General features: G+C 49.0%; 20 protein-coding genes and 1 rRNA gene. 7 read left to right on the top strand and 14 right to left on the bottom strand.

Features of this window, described 5'->3' with window-relative positions; genetic code table 11:
- Positions 1–56: 56 nt before the first annotated feature.
- Positions 57–172: ribosomal RNA gene (gene rrf, locus DT73_RS05440) — 5S ribosomal RNA — on the top strand.
- A gap of 307 nt (positions 173–479) precedes the next feature.
- Here rrf and DT73_RS05435 read toward each other — a convergent pair.
- From DT73_RS05435 to msrP, 14 genes are all read right to left on the bottom strand, one after another.
- The gene (locus DT73_RS05435) at positions 480–1,238 is read right to left on the bottom strand and encodes an amino acid ABC transporter ATP-binding protein (protein WP_036105083.1); all 759 of its coding nucleotides are present in this window, start codon (positions 1,236–1,238) and stop codon (positions 480–482) included.
- An 8-nt stretch (positions 1,239–1,246) separates the two neighbouring features.
- Positions 1,247–2,350: an amino acid ABC transporter permease gene (locus DT73_RS05430; RefSeq protein ID WP_036105081.1), complete on the bottom strand. Its 1,104-nt coding sequence runs from the start codon at positions 2,348–2,350 to the stop codon at positions 1,247–1,249.
- 9 nt (positions 2,351–2,359) lie between these two features.
- Positions 2,360–3,541, bottom strand: a complete 1,182-nt coding sequence (locus DT73_RS05425; protein ID WP_036105079.1) for an amino acid ABC transporter permease — start codon at positions 3,539–3,541, stop codon at positions 2,360–2,362.
- A gap of 71 nt (positions 3,542–3,612) precedes the next feature.
- Positions 3,613–4,638 (bottom strand): amino acid ABC transporter substrate-binding protein, encoded by a 1,026-nt coding sequence (locus tag DT73_RS05420; protein ID WP_036105075.1) that lies wholly within the window; start codon positions 4,636–4,638, stop codon positions 3,613–3,615.
- Positions 4,639–5,463: 825 nt separating this feature from the next.
- Positions 5,464–5,760 carry a DNA-binding transcriptional regulator Fis gene (fis, locus tag DT73_RS05415; protein ID WP_000462905.1) on the bottom strand — a complete coding sequence of 99 codons (297 nt, stop codon included), beginning with the start codon at positions 5,758–5,760 and terminating at the stop codon, positions 5,464–5,466.
- A 25-nt stretch (positions 5,761–5,785) separates the two neighbouring features.
- A complete protein-coding gene (gene dusB / locus DT73_RS05410; protein WP_036105067.1) occupies positions 5,786–6,751 on the bottom strand; it encodes a tRNA dihydrouridine synthase DusB in 966 nt (321 codons plus the stop codon).
- A 343-nt stretch (positions 6,752–7,094) separates the two neighbouring features.
- A complete protein-coding gene (prmA, locus tag DT73_RS05405) occupies positions 7,095–7,976 on the bottom strand; it encodes a 50S ribosomal protein L11 methyltransferase (RefSeq protein ID WP_036105063.1) in 882 nt (293 codons plus the stop codon).
- On the bottom strand, positions 7,951–9,441 hold the full coding sequence (panF, locus tag DT73_RS05400; RefSeq protein WP_051691276.1) for a sodium/pantothenate symporter: 1,491 nt from the start codon (positions 9,439–9,441) through the stop codon (positions 7,951–7,953). The genes prmA and panF overlap by 26 nt, the downstream gene beginning before the upstream one ends.
- On the bottom strand, positions 9,431–9,673 hold the full coding sequence (locus tag DT73_RS05395; protein ID WP_036105058.1) for a YhdT family protein: 243 nt from the start codon (positions 9,671–9,673) through the stop codon (positions 9,431–9,433). The genes panF and DT73_RS05395 overlap by 11 nt, the downstream gene beginning before the upstream one ends.
- A gap of 107 nt (positions 9,674–9,780) precedes the next feature.
- Complete coding sequence (gene accC, locus DT73_RS05390) at positions 9,781–11,130, bottom strand: acetyl-CoA carboxylase biotin carboxylase subunit (RefSeq protein ID WP_036105054.1); 1,350 nt, start codon at positions 11,128–11,130, stop codon at positions 9,781–9,783.
- 10 nt (positions 11,131–11,140) lie between these two features.
- Positions 11,141–11,611: an acetyl-CoA carboxylase biotin carboxyl carrier protein gene (accB, locus tag DT73_RS05385; protein WP_036105051.1), complete on the bottom strand. Its 471-nt coding sequence runs from the start codon at positions 11,609–11,611 to the stop codon at positions 11,141–11,143.
- A gap of 20 nt (positions 11,612–11,631) precedes the next feature.
- Positions 11,632–12,084 (bottom strand): type II 3-dehydroquinate dehydratase, encoded by a 453-nt coding sequence (gene aroQ / locus DT73_RS05380; RefSeq protein ID WP_036105046.1) that lies wholly within the window; start codon positions 12,082–12,084, stop codon positions 11,632–11,634.
- A gap of 224 nt (positions 12,085–12,308) precedes the next feature.
- Positions 12,309–12,914 (bottom strand): protein-methionine-sulfoxide reductase heme-binding subunit MsrQ, encoded by a 606-nt coding sequence (msrQ, locus tag DT73_RS05375; RefSeq protein ID WP_036105043.1) that lies wholly within the window; start codon positions 12,912–12,914, stop codon positions 12,309–12,311.
- Entirely contained in the window at positions 12,915–13,919 is a 1,005-nt protein-coding gene (msrP, locus tag DT73_RS05370; protein ID WP_036105033.1) for a protein-methionine-sulfoxide reductase catalytic subunit MsrP, read from the bottom strand.
- Between the two features lie 297 nt (positions 13,920–14,216).
- Between msrP and csrD the strand changes: the two genes are divergently transcribed.
- The 6 genes from csrD to rng all read left to right on the top strand — a co-directional run bounded on the left by csrD (position 14,217) and on the right by rng (position 21,139).
- Positions 14,217–16,157 carry an RNase E specificity factor CsrD gene (gene csrD, locus DT73_RS05365; RefSeq protein WP_036105032.1) on the top strand — a complete coding sequence of 647 codons (1,941 nt, stop codon included), beginning with the start codon at positions 14,217–14,219 and terminating at the stop codon, positions 16,155–16,157.
- Positions 16,158–16,459: 302 nt separating this feature from the next.
- A complete protein-coding gene (mreB, locus tag DT73_RS05360) occupies positions 16,460–17,503 on the top strand; it encodes a rod shape-determining protein MreB (RefSeq protein ID WP_000913396.1) in 1,044 nt (347 codons plus the stop codon).
- 63 nt (positions 17,504–17,566) lie between these two features.
- Positions 17,567–18,589, top strand: a complete 1,023-nt coding sequence (gene mreC, locus DT73_RS05355) for a rod shape-determining protein MreC (RefSeq protein ID WP_036105031.1) — start codon at positions 17,567–17,569, stop codon at positions 18,587–18,589.
- The gene (gene mreD, locus DT73_RS05350; protein WP_036105019.1) at positions 18,589–19,077 is read left to right on the top strand and encodes a rod shape-determining protein MreD; all 489 of its coding nucleotides are present in this window, start codon (positions 18,589–18,591) and stop codon (positions 19,075–19,077) included. The genes mreC and mreD overlap by 1 nt, the downstream gene beginning before the upstream one ends.
- Before the next feature lie 9 nt (positions 19,078–19,086).
- On the top strand, positions 19,087–19,680 hold the full coding sequence (locus DT73_RS05345; protein WP_036105011.1) for a nucleoside triphosphate pyrophosphatase: 594 nt from the start codon (positions 19,087–19,089) through the stop codon (positions 19,678–19,680).
- A complete protein-coding gene (gene rng / locus DT73_RS05340) occupies positions 19,670–21,139 on the top strand; it encodes a ribonuclease G (RefSeq protein ID WP_036105004.1) in 1,470 nt (489 codons plus the stop codon). Before DT73_RS05345 ends, rng begins: the two co-directional genes overlap by 11 nt.
- Positions 21,140–21,147: the final 8 nt, after the last annotated feature.

Raw genomic sequence — 21,147 nt, 5'->3', positions numbered from 1 at the left:
TAGCTTGTTAACGGATAATGTTCATGGCCGTGAGGCGGTGAATAAAACAGAATATGCCTGGCGGCAAGAGCGCGGTGGTCCCACCTGACCCCATGCCGAACTCAGAAGTGAAACGCCGTAGCGCCGATGGTAGTGTGGGGTCTCCCCATGCGAGAGTAGGGAACTGCCAGGCTTCAATTAAGAAGAACCCTCAGCGAAAGCTGGGGGTTTTTTGCTTTTGTATTTCAGGCCGTTCAGCCACTTACCTGCAGTTTCACACCCGGGGACCGTTCCCGTCAGGTGATCCCGGCCACCGTGCCCGGTTTTTGGTTTATACCCCACCGGGCTCTGCGCTGGCAGAGACGGCACATCCGTAAACCTGTGCTGCACTGCCAGAACCGCTGATACTTATTCTTCTTGCCAGTTTTGCTTACCCGTTTAGGCGGATAAAAAAATGCCCTGTCACAAGACAGGACATCAGCAAACGCAATACGGATATTTTAATGAATAACCTGGGAAAGGAATGCCCGGGTACGCTCGGAGCGCGGGTTAGAGAAGAATTCATCAGGTGGTGCTTCTTCTACAATTTCGCCTCTGTCCATGAAAATAACGCGATTAGCAACTGTACGGGCAAATCCCATTTCATGGGTCACACAGAGCATCGTCATTCCGTCCTCAGCCAGGCCAATCATGGTATCCAGCACCTCTTTAACCATTTCAGGATCCAGCGCTGAGGTTGGCTCATCAAACAGCATTATTTTAGGCTTCATACACAACGACCGGGCAATAGCGACGCGCTGTTGCTGGCCTCCGGATATTTGACCGGGGAATTTATTAGCATGTTCTGCAATACGTACACGTTCCAGGTAATGCATGGCCAGTGCTTCAGCTTCACGCTTGGGCATTTTTTTCACCCAAATCGGGGCGAGAGTACAGTTCTGCAAGACGGTAAGATGCGGGAATAAGTTGAAGTGCTGGAATACCATTCCAACCTCGTTACGGACCCGTTCAATATTGCGGATGTCATCATTAAGCTCAATGCCATCAACAACAATGCGCCCTTGCTGATGTTCTTCCAGGTGATTGATACAACGAATCGTTGTTGATTTCCCTGAGCCTGAAGGACCACACAGTACAATGCGCTCGCCTTGCTGGACGTTAAGGTTAATATCTTTCAATACATGAAACTGACCGTACCACTTGTTAACATCTTCCAGCGTAATCATCGCATCGGCAGGTTGAATAGTAATTTGACTCATGATTTTCCTTAGTGCGGTGTGCGCCCGGTATGGAAGCGCTTTTCCAGATACTGGCTATAGCGCGACATGCTGAAACAGAAGATCCAGTAGACCATTGCGGCGAAGACATAGCCTTCGGTTGACATCCCAAGCCATGCCGGGTCAACGGTGGCTTGCTGAACGCTACTGAACAAATCGAACAGGCCTATAATGATGACCAGGCTGGTGTCTTTGAATAATGCAATGATCGTGTTGACCAGCCCTGGGATCACCAGTTTTAAAGCTTGTGGAAGAATGACTAAAATATGGGTTTTCCAGTATCCCAGCGCCAGGGATTCTGCAGCTTCGTATTGCCCTTTTGGCAAAGCTTGTAAACCGCCTCTGACTACTTCTGCAACATAGGACGACTGGAAAAGAACCACACCTACTAACGCCCTGATTAATTTATCTATCGTTGTCCCTTCCGACATAAAAAGCGGCAGCATTACTGAAGACATAAACAGAACAGTAATGAGCGGCACACCACGCCAGAATTCAATAAAAACAACAGACAGAATTCTGACTACAGGCATGCGCGAACGGCGTCCCAACGCAAGAAGAATCCCCAGAGGCAATGCACCGGCAATACCAATAGAGGCGATAATCAAAGTCAGTGTCAGTCCGCCCCACTGGCGTGTTTCCACGCGGCTAAGCCCGAAGAAACCGCCGTACATTAACCACCACACGACGACTGGATAAACGATTACCCATCCGGTGATGTAGCGGCCCCGTTGCGGCATGTTTTTCCAAAACATCGGAAGAATACTCAACAGGCCAATAATCAATGCCGTATTAATACGCCAGCGCTGTTCATGCGGATAGAGCCCATACATAAACTGCCCGAAGCGGGCATGGATGAACACCCAACAGGCACCGTCTTTAGTACAGTCACTACGTGTTGAACCTGCCCAGTTAGCGTGAAAAATAGCCCAGTTGAGCAGTGGTGGAATTAACTGCCACATTAACCACAGGCAGATAACTGTCAGCAGGCTATTACTCCAGGATGAAAACAGATTCTTACGCATCCACAGTAGTGTTCGTCCGGACCTGGAAGCATCAGGACGAGTGTCTTTTGATAAAATAGCTTTACTCATCATGCGTCCTTAACGTTCCACCAGGGCAATGCGGCGGTTATAAATATTCATCAACAACGAAATGCTCAGGCTGATAATCAAATAAACCGACATGGTGATAGCAATAGTCTCGATAGCCTGCCCGGTCTGGTTGAGTACAGTTCCGGCAAAAAGCGATACCATGTCCGGATAACCAATCGCAGCTGCCAGTGAGGAGTTTTTCACTATATTCAGGTACTGGCTGGTCAGTGGCGGGATAATGACGCGCAACGCCTGAGGAATAATGACCTGGCGCAGGGTTATTGGGTTGGGTAAACCCAGGCTGCGGGCTGCTTCATGCTGGCCAAACGGAACCGACTGGATACCCGAGCGAATGATTTCCGCAATAAATGCTGATGTATAGACGGATAAAGCCAGAGTAAGTGCCGCCAGTTCAGGGATTAAAACCATCCCTCCGCGGAAATTGAATCCCCGCAATGCAGGAATATCCCAGTGAATTGCAGCACCAAAGATCAGGTGAGTTAATAACGGTAAACCCAGTATCAACACAAGAGCTACAGGCCAGGTGCGGCGAAGTTGCCCTGTTTTGATTTGGTGTGTGTGATTAAACCGGTACAACCCATAACTGACAACCAGCGCGACCAGTATCGCCAGCCCTGTGGCGATAAGACCTTCCCCAATAATCGGGGAGGGCAGGTAAAGACCGCGGTTGCTTAAGAACACCAGATCAAACAGATCAAGCGCCTGGCGAGGCCCCGGCAAATTACGCAATACCGCGAAGTACCAGAAGAAAATTTGTAGCAGTGGCGGAATATTGCGGAAGGTTTCGATATATATCGTCGAGATCTTCCGTAACAACCAGTTGTCTGAAAGACGGGCAAGTCCAAGGAAAAAACCCAGAAAAGAAGCAAAAATAATACACAGCGCGGAAACCAGCAGTGTGTTGAGCAACCCAACGACAAAGACTCTGCCGTAGGTATCTCCCTGTTCATAATCAATAAGATGCTGGACAATACCGAACCCGGCGCTTCTGTCCAGAAAAGCAAATCCGGAAGTGATTCCGCGGTTGTTCAGGTTTGTGATGGTGTTGTGTATCAGATAAATTGCGGCCGTTGCTACCAGAACAATTGCGATAATCTGGTACAGCCAGGCACGCACCGCAGGGTTAGAAAAGGAGAGTTCTCCTTTCGTTTTAAGGCGGCGATGAGACATAAACGAACCTCAGTAATACAATGCGACAGACGTGAGGGCACTACAAATGTAGTGCCCATTACTGCAAAAAATTAACGTACTGGCGGGGCGTACTGGATACCGCCATTGTTCCAGAGGTTGTTGAGACCACGTTTGATTTTCAGTGGGCTACCTTCACCGACGTTGCGATCAAAAACTTCACCGTAGTTACCGACCTGTTTAACGATATTGAATGCCCATTTGTTGTCGAGCTTCAGGTCTTTACCAAAGTCACCTTCAGCACCTAACAGGTGTGCCATATCCGGTGTAGAAGGATGCGCTGCTTTTTCATCAACGTTTTTGGAACTGATACCCATTTCTTCTGCGTCCAGCATGGCAAACAGTGTCCAGCGAACGATGGCAAACCAGTCATCATCACCACGACGCACAACCGGCCCCAGCGGCTCTTTAGAGATAACTTCAGGCAGAACAATCCATTCGCCTGGGTTGCTCAGCTTAATGCGCAACGCATAAAGCTGTGACTGGTCAGAAGCCAGCGTATCGCAGCGGCCAGATTCAAGCGCTTTTGCTGATTCATCAGAACGGTCAAATGTTACTGGTGTGTATTTCATGTTGTTGGCTTTGAAATAGTCAGCAACGTTAAGCTCTGTATCGGTCCCGGCCTGAATACAGACGGTTGCACCGTCGAGTTCTTTCGCGCTTTTTAATCCGGCTTTAGAGTGTGTGAGGAAGCCAATGCCGTCATAATAGTTAACACCGGCAAAAACCATCCCCATGCCACCATCGCGGGAAGAGGTCCAGGTGGTATTACGTGAAAGCAGGTCTACTTCGCCAGATTGCAAAGCAGTAAAACGTTCTTTCGCTGTGAGTGGAGTATATTTAACTTTTGAAGCGTCGCCGAATACGGCAGCAGCAATACCACGGCAAACGTCCACATCAATACCCGTGAACTTGCCGCTTGCATCAGCGTATGAAAAGCCCGGTAAGCCATCACTGATACCGCACTGTACGAATCCTTTCTTTTTAACGGCATCCAGGGTTGACCCTGCATGTGCCTGGTTGGCGATACCAAACAGCGCTCCTGCTGCTACCAGAGTGGCTAACGTCAATTTTTTCATAGTGGATCCTGTGTGGCTAAATTATCGTTATAAAAAGTGGCATCCATATTGATGCCATCATCCTGTCTGTGGCGATTGCCGAACTTAATAAAGCAAAGGTGATGCCAGGTTTTAAACTATTCAAAATGTGACAAAGCAATCACCCTGCGTTGAGTGTAGACACGAAATTCATAAAGCAACGCCCTGTCATGGTGCAAAAATGAAACTTACGCCACATAATGGCGCAAAAAAGTTTCATTGATGTGATGAAATTAACGCGGCGAAACAACTGCTAATGAAATGAATTTTTGCTGAGGATTAATATTAATAAACACTACGTTATATGGTTACTTATCTGCTCCGTGTAAGAGAAGGTAACTTAATATTCTATTATTAGTGAATTAGCTGAAGGTTTGTTGCATCCATATAAACATCTGATGATAAAAAATGCACTTCCTTAATGCAGAGTTACCTTTGCCACACTTGTGTGCCGTGTACTCATGGGCTGCAACAGTTGCATCATCATAAGTCCTGCTGTTTCGTCAGCCTATTTTTATAGTTTGTCCTACAGGAGTGGATGGGGTGCTGTTAAGAGTTATCTGGCATTTATATAAATAAATAGTGATTCAGGTGGCTAATAAATCTTACGTATACCGAATGTATTACCTGGTGGGAATGTATTTGAGAGAGTGACTAAGGTAAATAACCATTGTTAATATGTGGCTAATTATCTGAAGGAGGGAAAGCAGCTGTCAGGTTATCTTGCGAAGGGGAAGATTTACAAATAAAAAGGTACCACCCTGTGAAGGGTAGTACCTTTTAAAACAACGGATTAACTGATTAAAATCAGTTCATGCCATATTTTTTCAGTTTTTTACGCAGGGTGCCGCGGTTGATACCCATCATCAGTGCCGCACGGGTCTGATTACCACGGGTGTATTGCATCACCATGTCCAACAATGGCTGTTCAACTTCAGCCAGTACCAGCTCATACAGGTCATTAACATCCTGACCATTCAGTTGAGCAAAATAGTTCTTCAGTGCCTGTTTAACCGAGTCACGCAGGGGTTTTTGGGTTACCTGATCCTGAGAGTTAACGGTAGAAACGGTCAGTACGTCAGAATTTACGCGTTGTTCGAACATAGTTCTGTCAGCTCTTTATTTCTGTTTACGCAAAATTTTCGAAGTATGCCTCCAACGCCTCCAGCTGTTCGCTGGCATCCTCTATGGCGTTGAATGTGCGCCGAAACTGGTCATTTGGAGCGTGTTCCTGGAGATACCAGGACACGTGCTTACGTGCAATTCGGTAACCTTTCACATGGCCATAAAAGCCGTGTAACGCCCGAACATGCTCGCACAACAAGCGCTTTACCTCAGCCAGAGGCAGTGGCGCAAGCAACTCTCCAGTGTCCAGATAATGCTGGATTTCCCGAAAGATCCAGGGTCTTCCCTGAGCAGCCCGGCCTATCATCAAGGCATCAGCCCCTGTATAGTCCAGAACCGCTCTGGCTTTAAGCGGGTTTGTTATGTCACCATTCGCGATAACGGGAATGGAAACTGTCTGCTTAACCAGCCGAATATTGTCGTATTCTGCTTCGCCTTCAAACCTGCAGGCGCGCGTGCGTCCATGTATCGTCAGAGCCTGAATACCACATTGCTCAGCCAGTTGGGCAATCTCTACACAGTTCTGGTGGTCTTTATCCCACCCAGTGCGAATCTTTAACGTTACAGGCACCTCGACCGCATTAACCACTGCGGACAGGATACTTTTAACCAACACCGGATACTGCAGTAGTGCTGAGCCTGCAAGTTTACGATTCACTTTTTTAGCCGGGCACCCCATATTGATATCAATAATCTGGGCACCATTTTGCACGTTAATGCGTGCGGCCTCTGCCATTTCATCAGGCACACTGCCGGCAATCTGTACGGTACGAATGCCGGGTTCATCAACATGAACCATACGTAACCGTGACTTGTCACTTGCCCAGACTTCCGGGTTAGAAGACATCATCTCGGAGACGGTAAGTCCGGCACCCATTTCGTAACACAGCGTTCTGAATGGTCGGTCTGTTATCCCCGCCATTGGTGCGGCGATTAACCGGTTTCGAAGCTGATATTGTCCGATTTGCATGAGTGAAGAAATGACCATACTGTGACTGCAAGGCGGCGTATATTACGCATTTTTTACGCGAGATGAAAGGCCAAACTTTGAACAATCCGCTGTTATAGATCAATGAATCTGTTTCTGGACATGAATGCCGGATAAATTAATCCTAATAATCATGCAATTACATTTTTATGGTTAAATTGTGCGCTTTGAATTTTTCTTAAAACTTCTTAAAAAGAGGGGATAAAAAGCGCTTTGGGCCGGGATAATATGCTGGAAAACCGGGTGTGTAAGGCGAATTGCCGCAGATAAATTGATTGATAATCAAACAGAAGAGCGTGGTGCGAAGACACCACGCTGGTGTAACTCAGAGGCAGGTTCCTGTAATTCGGCACCACTCTTCTTTTTCAACCACCGGGTCAAGTGCGAACCGGCCAGTGTAGGCAGCGCAAACCGAACTTGCCTGGCTGGCAAGGATACCGGAAAGCCCAAGTACGCCGCCTGTAACGGGCAGTACGCCGATAAGTGGGGCCAGTTCACGCAATGGGCCAGCAAGAATGTTTGCGACCACGACATCCGCTTTCAGGCCTTCTGGTTGATCCGCTGGTAGATAAAGTGATAACCGGTCAGAAACGCCATTACGTTCAGCGTTATCCCGGCTGGCCTGAATCGCCTGCGGGTCGATATCAATTCCAATTGCTTTTGCGGCACCCAATTTGAGTGCAGCAATTGCCAGAATTCCTGAGCCACAACCAAAATCGATAACCGTTTTTCCAGCCAGATCCAGCCCATCCAGCCATTGCAGGCACAATGATGTAGTGGGGTGGGTACCAGTACCAAACGCCAGACCCGGGTCCAGCAGTACGTTGACGGCATCAGGATCCGGAATATCGCGCCAGCTTGGGCAAATCCATAAACGGTTACCAAACTTCATTGGGTGGAAGTTTTCCATCCACTCACGTTCCCAGTCTTTATCTTCCAGTTGTTCAATTTTATGGTGAAAACCGGATGCTAACAGTGGGTGAACCGACAGCTGTGCAATGACATCATTCATATCTGCTTCGGCATCGAACAACCCGATGACATCAGTATCACCCCACAGACGTGTTTCGCCCGGCAGGGGCTCAAAAACCGGGGTATCATGGGTGTCCTGAAAAGTGACCGAGACCGCGCCCGTTTCCATGATGGCATCACCGAGTTCTTCAGCGGTTTCACCGGTAGCATTAATCTTTAGTTGAATCCATGGCATGGCGTAACTCTTTATTTTCCGGGTGGGTATTCATACTGGCGGTGATTGCAGGGCGCCCAAAGCAATTACCTGCGAGAAAAGCCAGTAAACTTAATAATAGTGACGGGACAATCGGATGAAAGCCCAAATACTGTATCTTCAGTGTGGCCAGCACAGCGTAAAGCAGACCACCAACGATCATGGCTGATAAGGCTCCGGCAGCATTGGCCTTTTCCCAGTAAAGCCCGAGTACGAGTGGCCAAAGGAAGACAGCTTCCAGCCCACCAAATGCGAGGAGATTCAGCCAGATGATCATCTCTGGCGGATTCCACGCTGCCAGCAATAGCAAAGCACTGAGTACCAGTGTAATCCCGGTTGAGAGCTTTTTCAGCCGGGATTCGTTGTGCGACTGGTCAGGGCGGGTTCTGAGCCAGAGATCTTTAATGATCGTTGCTGATGACTGGAGGAGTTGAGCATTGATGGTCGACATAATCGCGGCCATTGGCGCAGCCAGAAAGATCCCCGCTAAAGCTGGTGGCAGGACAGTGATCATCAATGTGGGAATAACCAGATCAGGTACGGTCAGGTTGGGTAGAATTGCGCGTCCCAACGCGCCCGCGAGATGCATTCCCAGCATCAGTACCGCGACGACGATCGTGCCGATAATTATCCCACGATGAACGGCCTTGCTGTCTTTGTAAGAAATACAGCGCACCGCGGTATGGGGCAAACCGATAACGCCAAAACAGACCAGCACCCAGAATGAAGCCATAAATGTGGGTGACAGAATATTGTCTGCTCCTTTTGGAGAGACCAGTTGCGGATTAATATGCGACAGTTTTTCTACGGCTATATGAACACCGCCTGCCTGGTGAATAATACCGACAAGCAACAAGACGGTACCCAGCAGCATGACGATCCCTTGCATCGCGTCATTTAATACACTGGCCCGAAATCCGCCAAAGGCTGTGTAGAGTGCAATAGTGACGCCAAAGATAAGCAACCCAGTGTCATAAGGAATGCCTGCAGCGGTTTCCAGCAAACGGGCACCACCAATAAATTGCACCGTCATTGCGCCTAAAAACGCGACAATCAGGCTTAGGCTTGCCAACCATACCAGCAGGTGGCTCTGGTAACGGGCATACAGCATGTCATTGAGCGTCACGGCGTTGTAGCGGCGCGCGAGAATCGCAAATTTCTTACCGAGAATCCCCAGAGACAACCAGATAGCCGGCAACTGGATCATGGCCAGAAGCACCCAGCCAAGCCCATATTTGTAAGCAGCACCGGGCCCCCCGATAAACGAACTGGCGCTGACATAGGTGGTCGTGAGCGTCATGGCGAGGACAAAACCTCCCATTGAGCGCCCTCCCAGGAAATACTCATTCAAAAAGTTTCCCTGCTTACGCCTGCGGAATGCATAAATAGAAATAGCAAATACCAGTGCTAAGTAGCCGACAAGCGGGAGCAGAACTTCAGTCTTCATGGTTCTCCTCCAGCGGAATATCGCGGAATATGTGGGTGACCATCATTTTGCATAGAAAAATAAACACCACGGGAACCACCACACAGGCTGCTTCAAACCAGTGAGGCAGGCCTGTTACGCCCTGAACGGAGTCGGGTAAATATCCCGCAGCAATCCACGCAGCTAAATAAAGAAGGGTTAGCCAGAGTGCCCAGCGGGCTTCTCTGTGGGCCTGAACAAAACGCGCGTCCATCGTTATCCCTTGTAAAAGATCAAAGCCGGGATTGTACCTTATGGACGATGAGAGGAAATAAAAAAAGAAAAGGGCCGGTAACCGGCCCTTCAGATTCCTGCAGGGGATTATTTTTCCTGCAAACCGAGTTTTTTCTCCAGATAGTGGATGTTGGTACCACCATGCTGGAAGTTCTCGTCGCTCATAATACGTGATTGCAGATCAACGTTGGTTTTGATGCCATCAATGATCAGTTCTTGCAACGCATTGCGCATACGGGCAATCGCAACATCACGGGTTTCACCGAAGCAGATAAGCTTGCCTATCATTGAATCGTAATAGGGTGGAACGGTATAACCTGCGTAAATGTGAGATTCCCAACGCACCCCAAAACCACCTGGAGCATGAAAACGCGTGATCTTACCCGGGCTTGGCAGGAAGGTATTAGGATCTTCGGCATTAATACGGCATTCAACCGCATGCCCACGAACCACAACTTCTTCCTGCTTAATGGATAATGGCTGGCCTGCAGCAATGCGTAACTGTTCTTTGATCAAGTCGACGCCAGTGATCATCTCGGTCACCGGGTGTTCAACCTGAATACGGGTGTTCATTTCAATGAAATAGAACTCACCGTTTTCGAACAGAAACTCAAATGTGCCGGCGCCACGATAGCCGATATCCACACAAGCTTTCGCACAGCGCTCACCAATATAGCGACGCAGTTCAGGAGTGATACCTGGTGCCGGGGCTTCTTCTACAACTTTCTGGTGGCGGCGTTGCATGGAGCAATCGCGCTCAGCCAGGTAAATTGCGTTACCCTGCCCATCAGCCAGTACCTGAATTTCCACATGACGCGGATTTTCCAGGTATTTTTCCATATATACCATGTCGTTATTGAAAGCGGCTTTCGCTTCCGCACGGGTCATGGTGATGGACTGGGATAAGTCAGCTTCTTTACGTACAACGCGCATCCCACGGCCACCACCGCCGCCAGATGCTTTGATAATCACCGGGTAACCAATGCGTTTGGCAATGGTACGGTTTTTATCCATGTCGTCGCCCAAAGGGCCATCAGAACCAGGTACACAAGGTACGCCAGTTTTTTTCATGGCGGTGATTGCAGAAACTTTATCACCCATCAGACGGATAGTTTCTGCTTTCGGACCGATGAAAATAAAACCAGACTGCTCAACCTGCTCTGCAAAGTTCGCGTTTTCAGACAGGAAACCATACCCTGGGTGAATAGCAACTGCGCCTGTGATTTCAGCAGCAGCGATAATTGCCGGGATATTGAGGTAACTTTTAACTGAAGGCGCCGGTCCAATACAAACCGTTTCGTCTGCCAGCAGTACGTGTTTTAAATCGCGGTCCGCGGTGGAATGCACTGCAACCGTTTTGATGCCCAGCTCTTTGCAGGCACGCAGGATGCGCAATGCAATTTCACCACGGTTAGCGATGACAATTTTATCCAGCATGTTCGCCTCGTTATTCGATGACGACCAGCGGCTCGTCAAATTCAACCGGTTGACCATTTTCGACCAGAATGGCTTTCACAACGCCTGACTTGTCCGCTTCGATCTGGTTCATCATTTTCATTGCTTCAACGATACATAAGGTATCGCCAGCGCTGACTTTCTGACCCACTTCGATGAAGTTTTTCGCATCCGGGCTTGGCGTGCGATAGAACGTCCCAACCATTGGGGAGCGTACGATATGACCACTGATCTCAGCAGAAGCTTCTTTTACCGGCTCAGCAGCAGGAGCTACGGCTGATGCCAGTGCAGGTTGAGCGGCGGGCATGGCAACCGGAGCAGCATAAGCCTGCTGCATCATGGGAGCCGGGTTCACCACTGCGCGGCTGATGCGAACAGACTCTTCGCCTTCAGAAATTTCCAGTTCAGCGATGCCAGATTCTTCAACCAGCTCGATCAGTTTTTTAATCTTACGAATATCCATGAGTGCGTTCCGTACTCTTGTTAGTTTGATTGTGACAGACGTTTTACCGCTGTCTGTAGTGCATATGAATAGCCATCGGCGCCTAAACCGCAAATGACGCCAGAGGCAATATCAGATAGATATGAATGATGGCGAAAAGGTTCCCGCGCATGCACATTGCTGAGATGTATTTCTATGAACGGAATGTTCACAGCCAGTAATGCATCACGCAATGCCACACTGGTGTGCGTATATGCGGCCGGATTTATCAGGATATAGTCAACAGTGTCTTTAGCCTGATGAATCCGCTCAATCAGCACATGTTCAGCGTTAGATTGCAGATGATCCAGCACAGCACCCAAACTTTCTGCTTCTGCTTCCAAATGGGCCACTATCTCGGGTAACGTTTGTGAGCCATACTTATCAGGCTCACGTGTCCCAAGCATATTGAGATTCGGTCCATTCAAAAGCAAAATGTGAAAATTGTTCGCCATCGTGCTGCTATCTCCAGCAATTTTCCAGGTAATTTACAAAATATACCTTAAGGCTGTTATTGTCACCCGAGAGCACTAAAATAACGCTCCAGGGCGAACCAAAGTCGCACATTATAATGATTTCGTGGCATTTGGCAGCTAAATACTGGTCTTATCAGGGAAGATAATCAACATGCGATGAGTATGGGTACTGATGAGGGCCTGTGGCATCAGGCCCGGCGGGCTTATCGGCGACGAAACCACTGGCGAAATGTTTTGTATCGCCATATTAATAGCAGGATTGCCGCACCTGCATACAACAAAGGCAGTGGAGACAAAATTTTTACTGACCAGATATAGTGAACCGGGGCAAGGATAGCGACCAGATACACTCCGTTGTGTAGTGTTTGCCAGCGCCTGCCCATCCATTGCTGCAGTTTCCGCGTCGATGTTGCTGCCAGTGCCAGCAAAATAACCCAACACGCTATTCCCAGCGTCAAGTAAGGGCGATGGATAATTTCCTCACCAAGCAACCGATATTGCGTTATTCCCAGCTCCAAAAAAAGATAGCTCAATAAGTGCAGGGATGCCCAGGCAAAGCACCACAGCCCGGTTAGCCGCCTTACCCGAATGAGTAATGGTTGTTTCAAATATTTCGCAAGAGGCGAAACCAGCAATGTCACCAGTAAACATTTCAGGGCCATTCGGCCAGTAAAATGCTGAATGTCCTTCGCCGGGTCTGCACTTAGCCAACCATAGTGCACTGCAAAAAATAGCCATATCAGTGGTAAAACAGCCAGCAGGTGCAACAGGCCTTTTAGAATTCGAACATGTTGAAGTGTCAGGCGCACTTAAAAATTCTCCCGCAGATTCAGCCCACGGTACAGTGAAGCAACCTGGTCCGCATAACCATTGAACAAGAGTGTGGGCTGGCGTTTGACATCAAGAATACCGCCGCTGCCAATGAAACGTTCTGTAGCCTGTGACCAGCGGGGATGGTCAACATGAGGATTTACATTGGCATAAAAGCCATATTCATCAGGAGCAGCCAGGTTCCATGTACAGGGTGGTCTTTCACGTGTCAGACGAATACTGACAATCGATTTTATGCCTTTGAAACCGTATTTCCAGGGAACAATCAGGCGAACCGGAGCACCATTTTGTGGCGGTAAGGCTTTGCCATAAACCCCGGTTGTCATTAAGGTCAGAGGGTGCATTGCTTCATCAATGCGCAACCCTTCCACATAAGGGTATGCCAGGCCACCGCCAATGAATCTGTCTTTTTGGCCGGGCATTTGATCGGGGGCGTAGCGAGTTGTGAAGGCAACATACTTTGCATTGCTGGTGGGTTCCGCCAAAGCCAGTAGTTTGGCTAAAGGGAAGCCAATCCAGGGAACCACCATTGACCAGGCTTCTACGCAGCGCATACGGTAAATTCGCTCTTCCAGTGGCAGTTTTTTATATAAGTCATCATGATCAAGCGTGATTTTCTTTGCAACTTCACCGCTTATGGTCAGCGTCCATGGGTCGGTAACCAGTGTTCCGGCATTCGCTGCAGGGTCCGCTTTATCCAGGCCAAATTCATAGAAATTATTATAACCAGTGACTTTATCTTCCGGAGTTAATGTCAATTTTGCTTGCCAGGCCTCAGGGCGGGTAAAGGTCAGTGGTTTGCCCGAAGGTGCTGCCGGTCTGTCATTCCCTTGAAACCACGACAATACATCTGCCTGTGCTTTTGCCTGCAAGCCAGCACTGGCTACGCCAATGCCCAACATTTTCAGAACCTGCCGGCGTTGCATAAAAAATACGCTTTCATGAGTAACATCGTTTTCACTGAGGTGTTTTTTCATTTTCATTATTGATTGCCTTTGTTGCCATGCAGGTGAGTTGTTCTAAGCATGGCGGGCAGAATCAGATGAAGCCAGTTTCAAATATTCAACTTTCTGTTAAGACTTATGAGGCAGAGAAAGTGCCCGTTGGCCGATTTGTCTGCGCCAGCACTGGGGATTTGTTGAGAAAAACCCTGGTTAGCGCAGCGATATTTGCTAGTATGCAGTGTGTTTTACGTGCATCTGTTTTCATGGCTGGCGCTCATTTCGAACGAGTCTGCATATTATCCAATTAACGAGGTGCCCGACGGAGTTCACACAAGGATGCGACTGACAACAAAATTCTCTGCCATTGTGACATTACTGTCCGGGCTGGCCATGCTGGCTGTTCTGATAGGGTGTTCATGGAGTTTCTATACCGCGGTTCAGGTGAAGCTGAACCAGCGGGTGAGTGCGATCGCCACTATCGTAGATAATCGCCTGCTAGAGTACCCGCCAGAAACTCAGTCACGCTTTTTCGATGAAATTATGACGCCTGTTGATGTGGTGAGAATGGTTATCCGCCAGGATGGTGTGCCCATTTTTCTCCATGACCAGCCCGAAGGGTATAACCCGGCAGGTCTTCCTCAGCAGTATAAATCGCTGAATGTCCCTCTGGTTAAACACCCAGGTATGACACTGACGCTGGTCTGGATGGATCCAATGGCCAATTACTTTCACTCTATTCTGGCAACCACACCATTATCTATTGCGGTGTTGTTCATCGTGATAATGGCCTTGCTCGCTGTCTGGTGGATCAAACGGCAGTTTCAGGGGCTGGAACATCTTGAAGCCCGGGCTATTCGTATTCTTAAGGGGGAACGCCGGGCAGGAATTCGGGGAACAATGGATGAATGGCCTCACAACCTGAGTAGTGCACTTGATGTGCTGTTGGCTGATATCCAAAATGCTGGCGAGCAACAAGGCAGGGTGGAGAACCTGATTCGTGCCTATGCTGCTCAGGATTCCAGAACAGGGCTGAATAATCGTCTGTTTTTTGATAATCAACTGGCAACCTTGCTCGAAGGGCAGGACAACGTTCAGAGTCATGGTGTTGTTATGATGATTCGCCTGCCTGACTTTGAAATGCTGCATGAAACCTGGGGAAGAAGTGTTGTTGATGATTATCTCTACAGCCTGGTCAACATGCTTTCCACTTTTATCATGCGTTACCCGGGAGCATTACTGGCGCGTTATTATCACAGTGATTTTGCTGTGCTGTTACCCCACCGCTCGCTAAAAGAAGCCGGTAGCATTGCCGGCCAGTTACTTAATGCCGTAGATGCACTGCCCCCCACTCCTATGCTGGACCGTAACGATATGCTGCATATTGGGATTACCGCGTGGCGCAGTGGGCAAACAACTGAGCAGGTGATGGAACAGGTTGAAGTGGCTACCCGGGAAGCAATGCTTCATGGTGGCAATGGCTGGTCAACCTGGGATGAATCAACCCCAGAAAAAGTGCGCGGCAATGTGCGTTGGCGTACTTTGCTGGAAGGGGTTTTACAACGAGGTGGACCACGGATTTACCAGAAACCCGCAGTGATGCAGGATGGCGTGGTGCACCATCGGGAATTGTTGTGCCGGATATTTGACGGGCAGCAGGAGGTACTTTCGGCTGAATACATGCCAGTAGTGCAACAGTTTGGTCTTGCTGATTCCTGGGACCGGCAAATGATTAGCCGGGGAATCCAGTTGCTCCAGTTCTGGCCTGAAGAAACCTTCGCATTTTCAATTACGGTGGATTCTCTGCTGCGCCCTCCTTTTCAGCGTTGGCTACGTGACACACTCATGCAATGTGAGAAATCGTTAAGGCGACGAATTATTTTGGAACTCCCTGAGGCAGATGTGTGTCAACATATCGGTCGTCTGCAATCTGTTATTCGGTTAATCAAAGCGCTGGGTAGCAGAGTTGCCGTCAATCAGGCTGGTCTGACACTGGTCAGTACGGCTTATATAAAGGAACTGAATGTGGAGTTGATCAAACTTCACCCCGGTCTGGTGCGCAATATCGAAAAGCGCACAGAGAATCAGTTGTTGATACGAAGTCTTGTTGAAGCATGTACCGGCATGCAGACGCGAGTTTTTGCCACTGGTGTCAGGGCTCGTGGTGAGTGGCAAACGTTAGTTGATCGCGGTGTCAGTGGCGCGCAGGGTGATTTTATTGCTGCAACACAGGCACTGGATACGAACGTAAAAAAATATTTGCAAAGATACTCGGTTTAACCTGCCGTTTGTGATGTTTTCACGTAGAATAACGTCCGCTGAATCCTATGGGAGCCTCGGCTTGCCGGACGGAGTATCTCAGCAAACCGGACAATTTATAGCCAGCCATGTAACAAAATATAAAGTTGCTTAGTGGCATTTTACTGGTACACCGGGAGCCAGGTAGCAACTTTGTAAAGCTGGAAATGAATTGCACTATTTTTCACCGATGCAGAACGTTTTTGCGCCTTGTCGCTGCGTCGAGTGGTTGGTAAAGTAAGCGGATTTTGTTTCCGCCCCAGCTTGCAGGATTATCCCTTAGTATGTTGAAAAAATTTCGTGGCATGTTTTCCAACGACCTGTCCATTGACCTGGGTACCGCGAATACCCTTATTTATGTAAAAGGACAGGGCATTGTGTTGAATGAGCCGTCTGTTGTGGCCATTCGCCAGGACCGTGCTGGTTCGCCGAAGAGTGTGGCTGCAGTAGGCCATGATGCAAAGCAAATGCTTGGCCGTACACCTGGCAACATTGCTGCTATTCGTCCTATGAAAGATGGCGTTATTGCAGACTTTTTCGTGACCGAGAAAATGTTGCAGCACTTTATCAAGCAAGTGCATAGCAATAGCTTTATGCGCCCAAGCCCGCGTGTACTGGTTTGTGTGCCTGTTGGCGCCACTCAGGTTGAGCGTCGTGCTATCCGTGAGTCCGCACAGGGTGCTGGTGCACGTGAAGTCTTTCTGATTGAAGAGCCGATGGCTGCTGCAATTGGTGCAGGCCTTCCGGTTTCCGAAGCAACCGGTTCTATGGTTGTAGATATCGGTGGTGGTACAACTGAAGTTGCGGTCATCTCTCTGAATGGCGTGGTGTACTCCTCTTCTGTTCGTATTGGCGGCGACCGTTTCGATGAAGCTATTATTAATTATGTTCGTCGTAACTATGGCTCACTGATTGGTGAAGCGACAGCCGAACGTATTAAACATGAAATCGGTTCTGCTTACCCGGGCGACGAAGTTCGTGAGATTGAAGTTCGTGGGCGTAACCTTGCTGAAGGTGTGCCTCGTGGGTTCACGCTGAATTCAAATGAAATTCTTGAAGCCCTGCAGGAGCCTCTGACAGGTATCGTGAGTGCGGTTATGGTTGCGCTGGAACAGTGCCCGCCAGAACTGGCTTCTGATATCTCTGAACGCGGTATGGTATTAACAGGTGGTGGTGCGTTGCTGCGCAATCTGGACCGCTTGTTGATGGAAGAAACGGGCATTCCTGTTGTTGTTGCTGAAGATCCTCTGACGTGTGTTGCTCGTGGCGGTGGTAAAGCGCTGGAAATGATCGATATGCACGGCGGTGATTTGTTCAGCGAAGAGTAATTAATGCTGAAAGGGGCAATCGCCTGATTGCCCTTGTTGCCAGCCCAGGAATACGCATAGCCTATGAAGCCTATTTTTAGCCGTGGCCCTTCGCTACAGATTCGCCTTTTTCTGGCCGTAGCGGTGGCGCTGGGCGTCATTGTTGCGGACAGCCGCCTGGGTATGTTTAGTCAGATCCGGGCCTATATGGATACGGCTGTCAGCCCTTTCTATTTTATCTCCAATGGCCCGCGGGCATTGCTGGACAGCGTGTCACAGACTCTGGCATCGCGAGATCAACTAGAGCTGGAAAACCGTGCTCTGCGTCGGGAATTATTACTAAAGAACAGTGATTTGCTTCTGCTTGGGCAGTATCGGCAGGAAAACGCACGCCTGCGTGAATTACTGGGTTCCCCTTTGCGTCAGGATGAGCAAAAAATGGTGACGCAGGTAATTTCGGCGGGTACCGACCCATACAGTGACCAGGTCGTCATTGATAAAGGCAGCGTGAATGGGGTTTATGAAGGCCAGCCGGTTATCAGTGACAAAGGCGTCGTTGGGCAGGTTGTTGCCGTAGCGAAATTTACCAGCCGGGTGTTGTTAATTTGCGATGCCACACATGCTTTACCTATTCAGGTACTGCGTAATGACATCCGTGTTATTGCTGCAGGTAATGGCTGCACAGATGATCTCCAGCTTGAACATTTACCTGCCAATACAGATATCCGGGTCGGGGATGTGTTAGTGACATCCGGTCTGGGTGGGCGTTTCCCGGAAGGTTACCCCGTGGCGGTAGTCTCTTCTGTCAAACTGGATACACAGCGTGCTTACACTGTTATCCAGGCGCGTCCTACTGCGGGTCTGCAGCGCTTACGCTATTTGCTATTGCTGTGGGGGGCCGACCGCCAGGGGTTACACCCAATGACACCAGATGAAGTCCACCGTGTTGCCAATGAGCGCCTGATGCAAATGATGCCGCAAGTATTGCCAGCTCCGGGGCAAATGGGGCCGCCTGCGCCAATACCTGCGCCAGCAACGGGCCTGTCTCAACCACCGGCAGCTACTGAACCCCAAAACGGAGCGCCATCCTTACAGGGAGGTCAGTAGTGGCGAGTTATCGTAGCCAGGGGCGTTGGGTAATCGTTTTATCTTTTATCATTGCGCTGATATTGCAGGTTATGCCATGGCCGGAGCAAATCATTGTTTTCCGGCCAGATTGGGTATTGCTTATCCTTATCTACTGGATACTGGCGTTGCCGCACAGGGTAAATGTTGGTACCGGATTTATAATGGGAGCCATACTTGATCTTATCAGTGGCTCAACGCTGGGTATCCGTGCACTTTCACTGAGCATTATTGCCTACCTGGTTGCGTTAAAATTTCAGCTATTGCGCAATCTTGCTTTATGGCAACAGGCGTTAGTGATTGTAGTGCTCTCTCTGGCTGCTGATTTACTTGTCTTCTGGGCTGAGTTTTTGGTCATTGACGTTACATTTCATCCGGAGATTTACTGGAGCAGTGTGGTCAATGGCGTGCTTTGGCCCTGGCTTTTCTTACTTATGCGCAAAGTGCGCCAGCAATTTGCTGTGCAGTAGCAGGTAATGATGACAACATTGTATCTCGCTTCAGGTTCACCTCGTCGCCAGGAATTGCTGACGCAGCTGGGCGTTTCATTTGAACGCATTGTTACTGGTGTGGATGAAATCCGCCAGCCAGGGGAAACCGCGCAACAATACGTGTCACGCCTCGCCCGGGATAAAGCCACTGCCGGGGTTGGCATGGCCTCCCGGGATTTACCGGTATTAGGTGCAGATACCATTGTGGTATTAAATGGAGAAGTTCTTGAAAAACCGCAGGATCAAGCCCATGCCTGTGCTATGTTACAGTTACTCTCCGGGAAAACGCATCAGGTTATGACTGCAGTTGCCATTGCGGATAGCACCCATTTGCTGGACTGCCTGGTAGTGACTGAGGTGACATTTCGCCCATTATCAGAGCGTGATATCGCAGAGTATGTTGCATCAGGTGAACCAATGGATAAAGCTGGAGCATATGGAATCCAGGGGCTGGGGGGGCGTTTTGTGATAAAAATTAATGGTAGTTACCACGCTGTGGTTGGCCTGCCTCTGGTTGAAACTGATGCATTAATAGCGACGTTTAGTGCGTTACGCGAAGGAAAAAACAATCATGACGGCTGAGTTATTAGTCAATATTACCCCTTCTGAAACTCGGGTGGCTTACATTGATGGTGGAATTCTGCAGGAAATCCACATTGAACGTGAAGCTCGCCGGGGAATTGTAGGCAATATCTACAAAGGTCGCGTGAGTCGTGTACTTCCGGGCATGCAGGCGGCATTTGTAGATATTGGCCTTGATAAAGCAGCATTCTTACATGCCTCAGATATCATGCCGCATACTGAATGTGTTGCGGGTGAAGAACAGAAAAACTTCACGGTACGGGATATTTCCGAGTTAGTTCGTCAGGGGCAGGATCTGGTGGTTCAGGTGGTGAAAGATCCCCTGGGTACGAAAGGCGCCCGTTTAACGACAGATATTACACTCCCTTCCCGTTATCTGGTTTTCATGCCTGGTGCGTCCCATGTTGGTGTATCACAGCGCATTGAAAGTGAAGAAGAGCGTGAGCGCCTCAAACAGGTTGTGAGTGTTTATTGCGACGAAATGGGCGGTTTTATCATTCGCACCGCGGCAGAAGGTATATGTGAGAAAGACCTGGCTTCTGATGCGGCTTACTTGAAACGCGTCTGGCGTAAAGTTATTGAACGCCGTAAACGCCCTCAAACCCGCTGCCAGCTGTATGGTGAGTTAGCACTGGCTCAGCGAGTATTGCGTGACTTCGCTGATGCCTCACTGGACAGAATTCGCGTAGACTCCCGGCTGACATATGAAATGCTGCTGGAGTTTACTGCTGAATATATTCCAGATATGACAGCCAAGCTGGAACATTACAGTGGCCGCCAGCCTATCTTTGATCTCTACGATGTTGAAAATGAAATCCAGCGTGCTCTTGAGCGCAAGGTTGAACTGAAATCTGGTGGGTATTTGATTATCGACCAGACAGAAGCGATGACCACCATTGATATCAACACGGGCGCTTTTGTGGGGCACCGTAACCTTGATGACACCATCTTTAACACCAACATTGAAGCGACTCAGGCCGTTGCCCGGCAGTTACGTCTGCGCAACCTGGGTGGGATTATCATTATCGATTTTATCGACATGAGTAATGATGACCACCGGCGTCGGGTATTACACTCCCTGGAGCAGGCTCTGAGCAAAGATCGTGTTAAAACCAGTGTTAATGGTTTTTCTGCCCTTGGCCTGGTGGAAATGACCCGTAAGCGTACACGGGAAAGTGTGGAGCACGTTCTGTGCAGTGAATGCCCAACTTGCCATGGGCGTGGTACTGTAAAAACCGTCGAAACCGTCTGCTACGAGATTATGCGTGAAATTGTGCGCGTCCATCATGCTTATGATTCTGACCGTTTCCTGGTTTACGCTTCTCCGTCAGTTGCTGAAGCACTGAAGAGCGAAGAATCTCATGCACTGGCTGAGGTAGAAATTTTCGTAGGTAAACAAGTTAAAGTTCAGATAGAGCCGCTCTATAATCAGGAGCAGTTTGATGTGGTCATGATGTAGCACTGCCG

The sequence above is a fragment of the Mangrovibacter sp. MFB070 genome (assembly GCF_000705335.1).
Taxonomy (GTDB): Bacteria; Pseudomonadota; Gammaproteobacteria; order Enterobacterales; family Enterobacteriaceae; genus Mangrovibacter; species Mangrovibacter plantisponsor.
The sequence above is the reverse complement of the archived record's forward strand: the minus strand, read 5'-3'. Positions and strand labels throughout refer to the sequence as shown.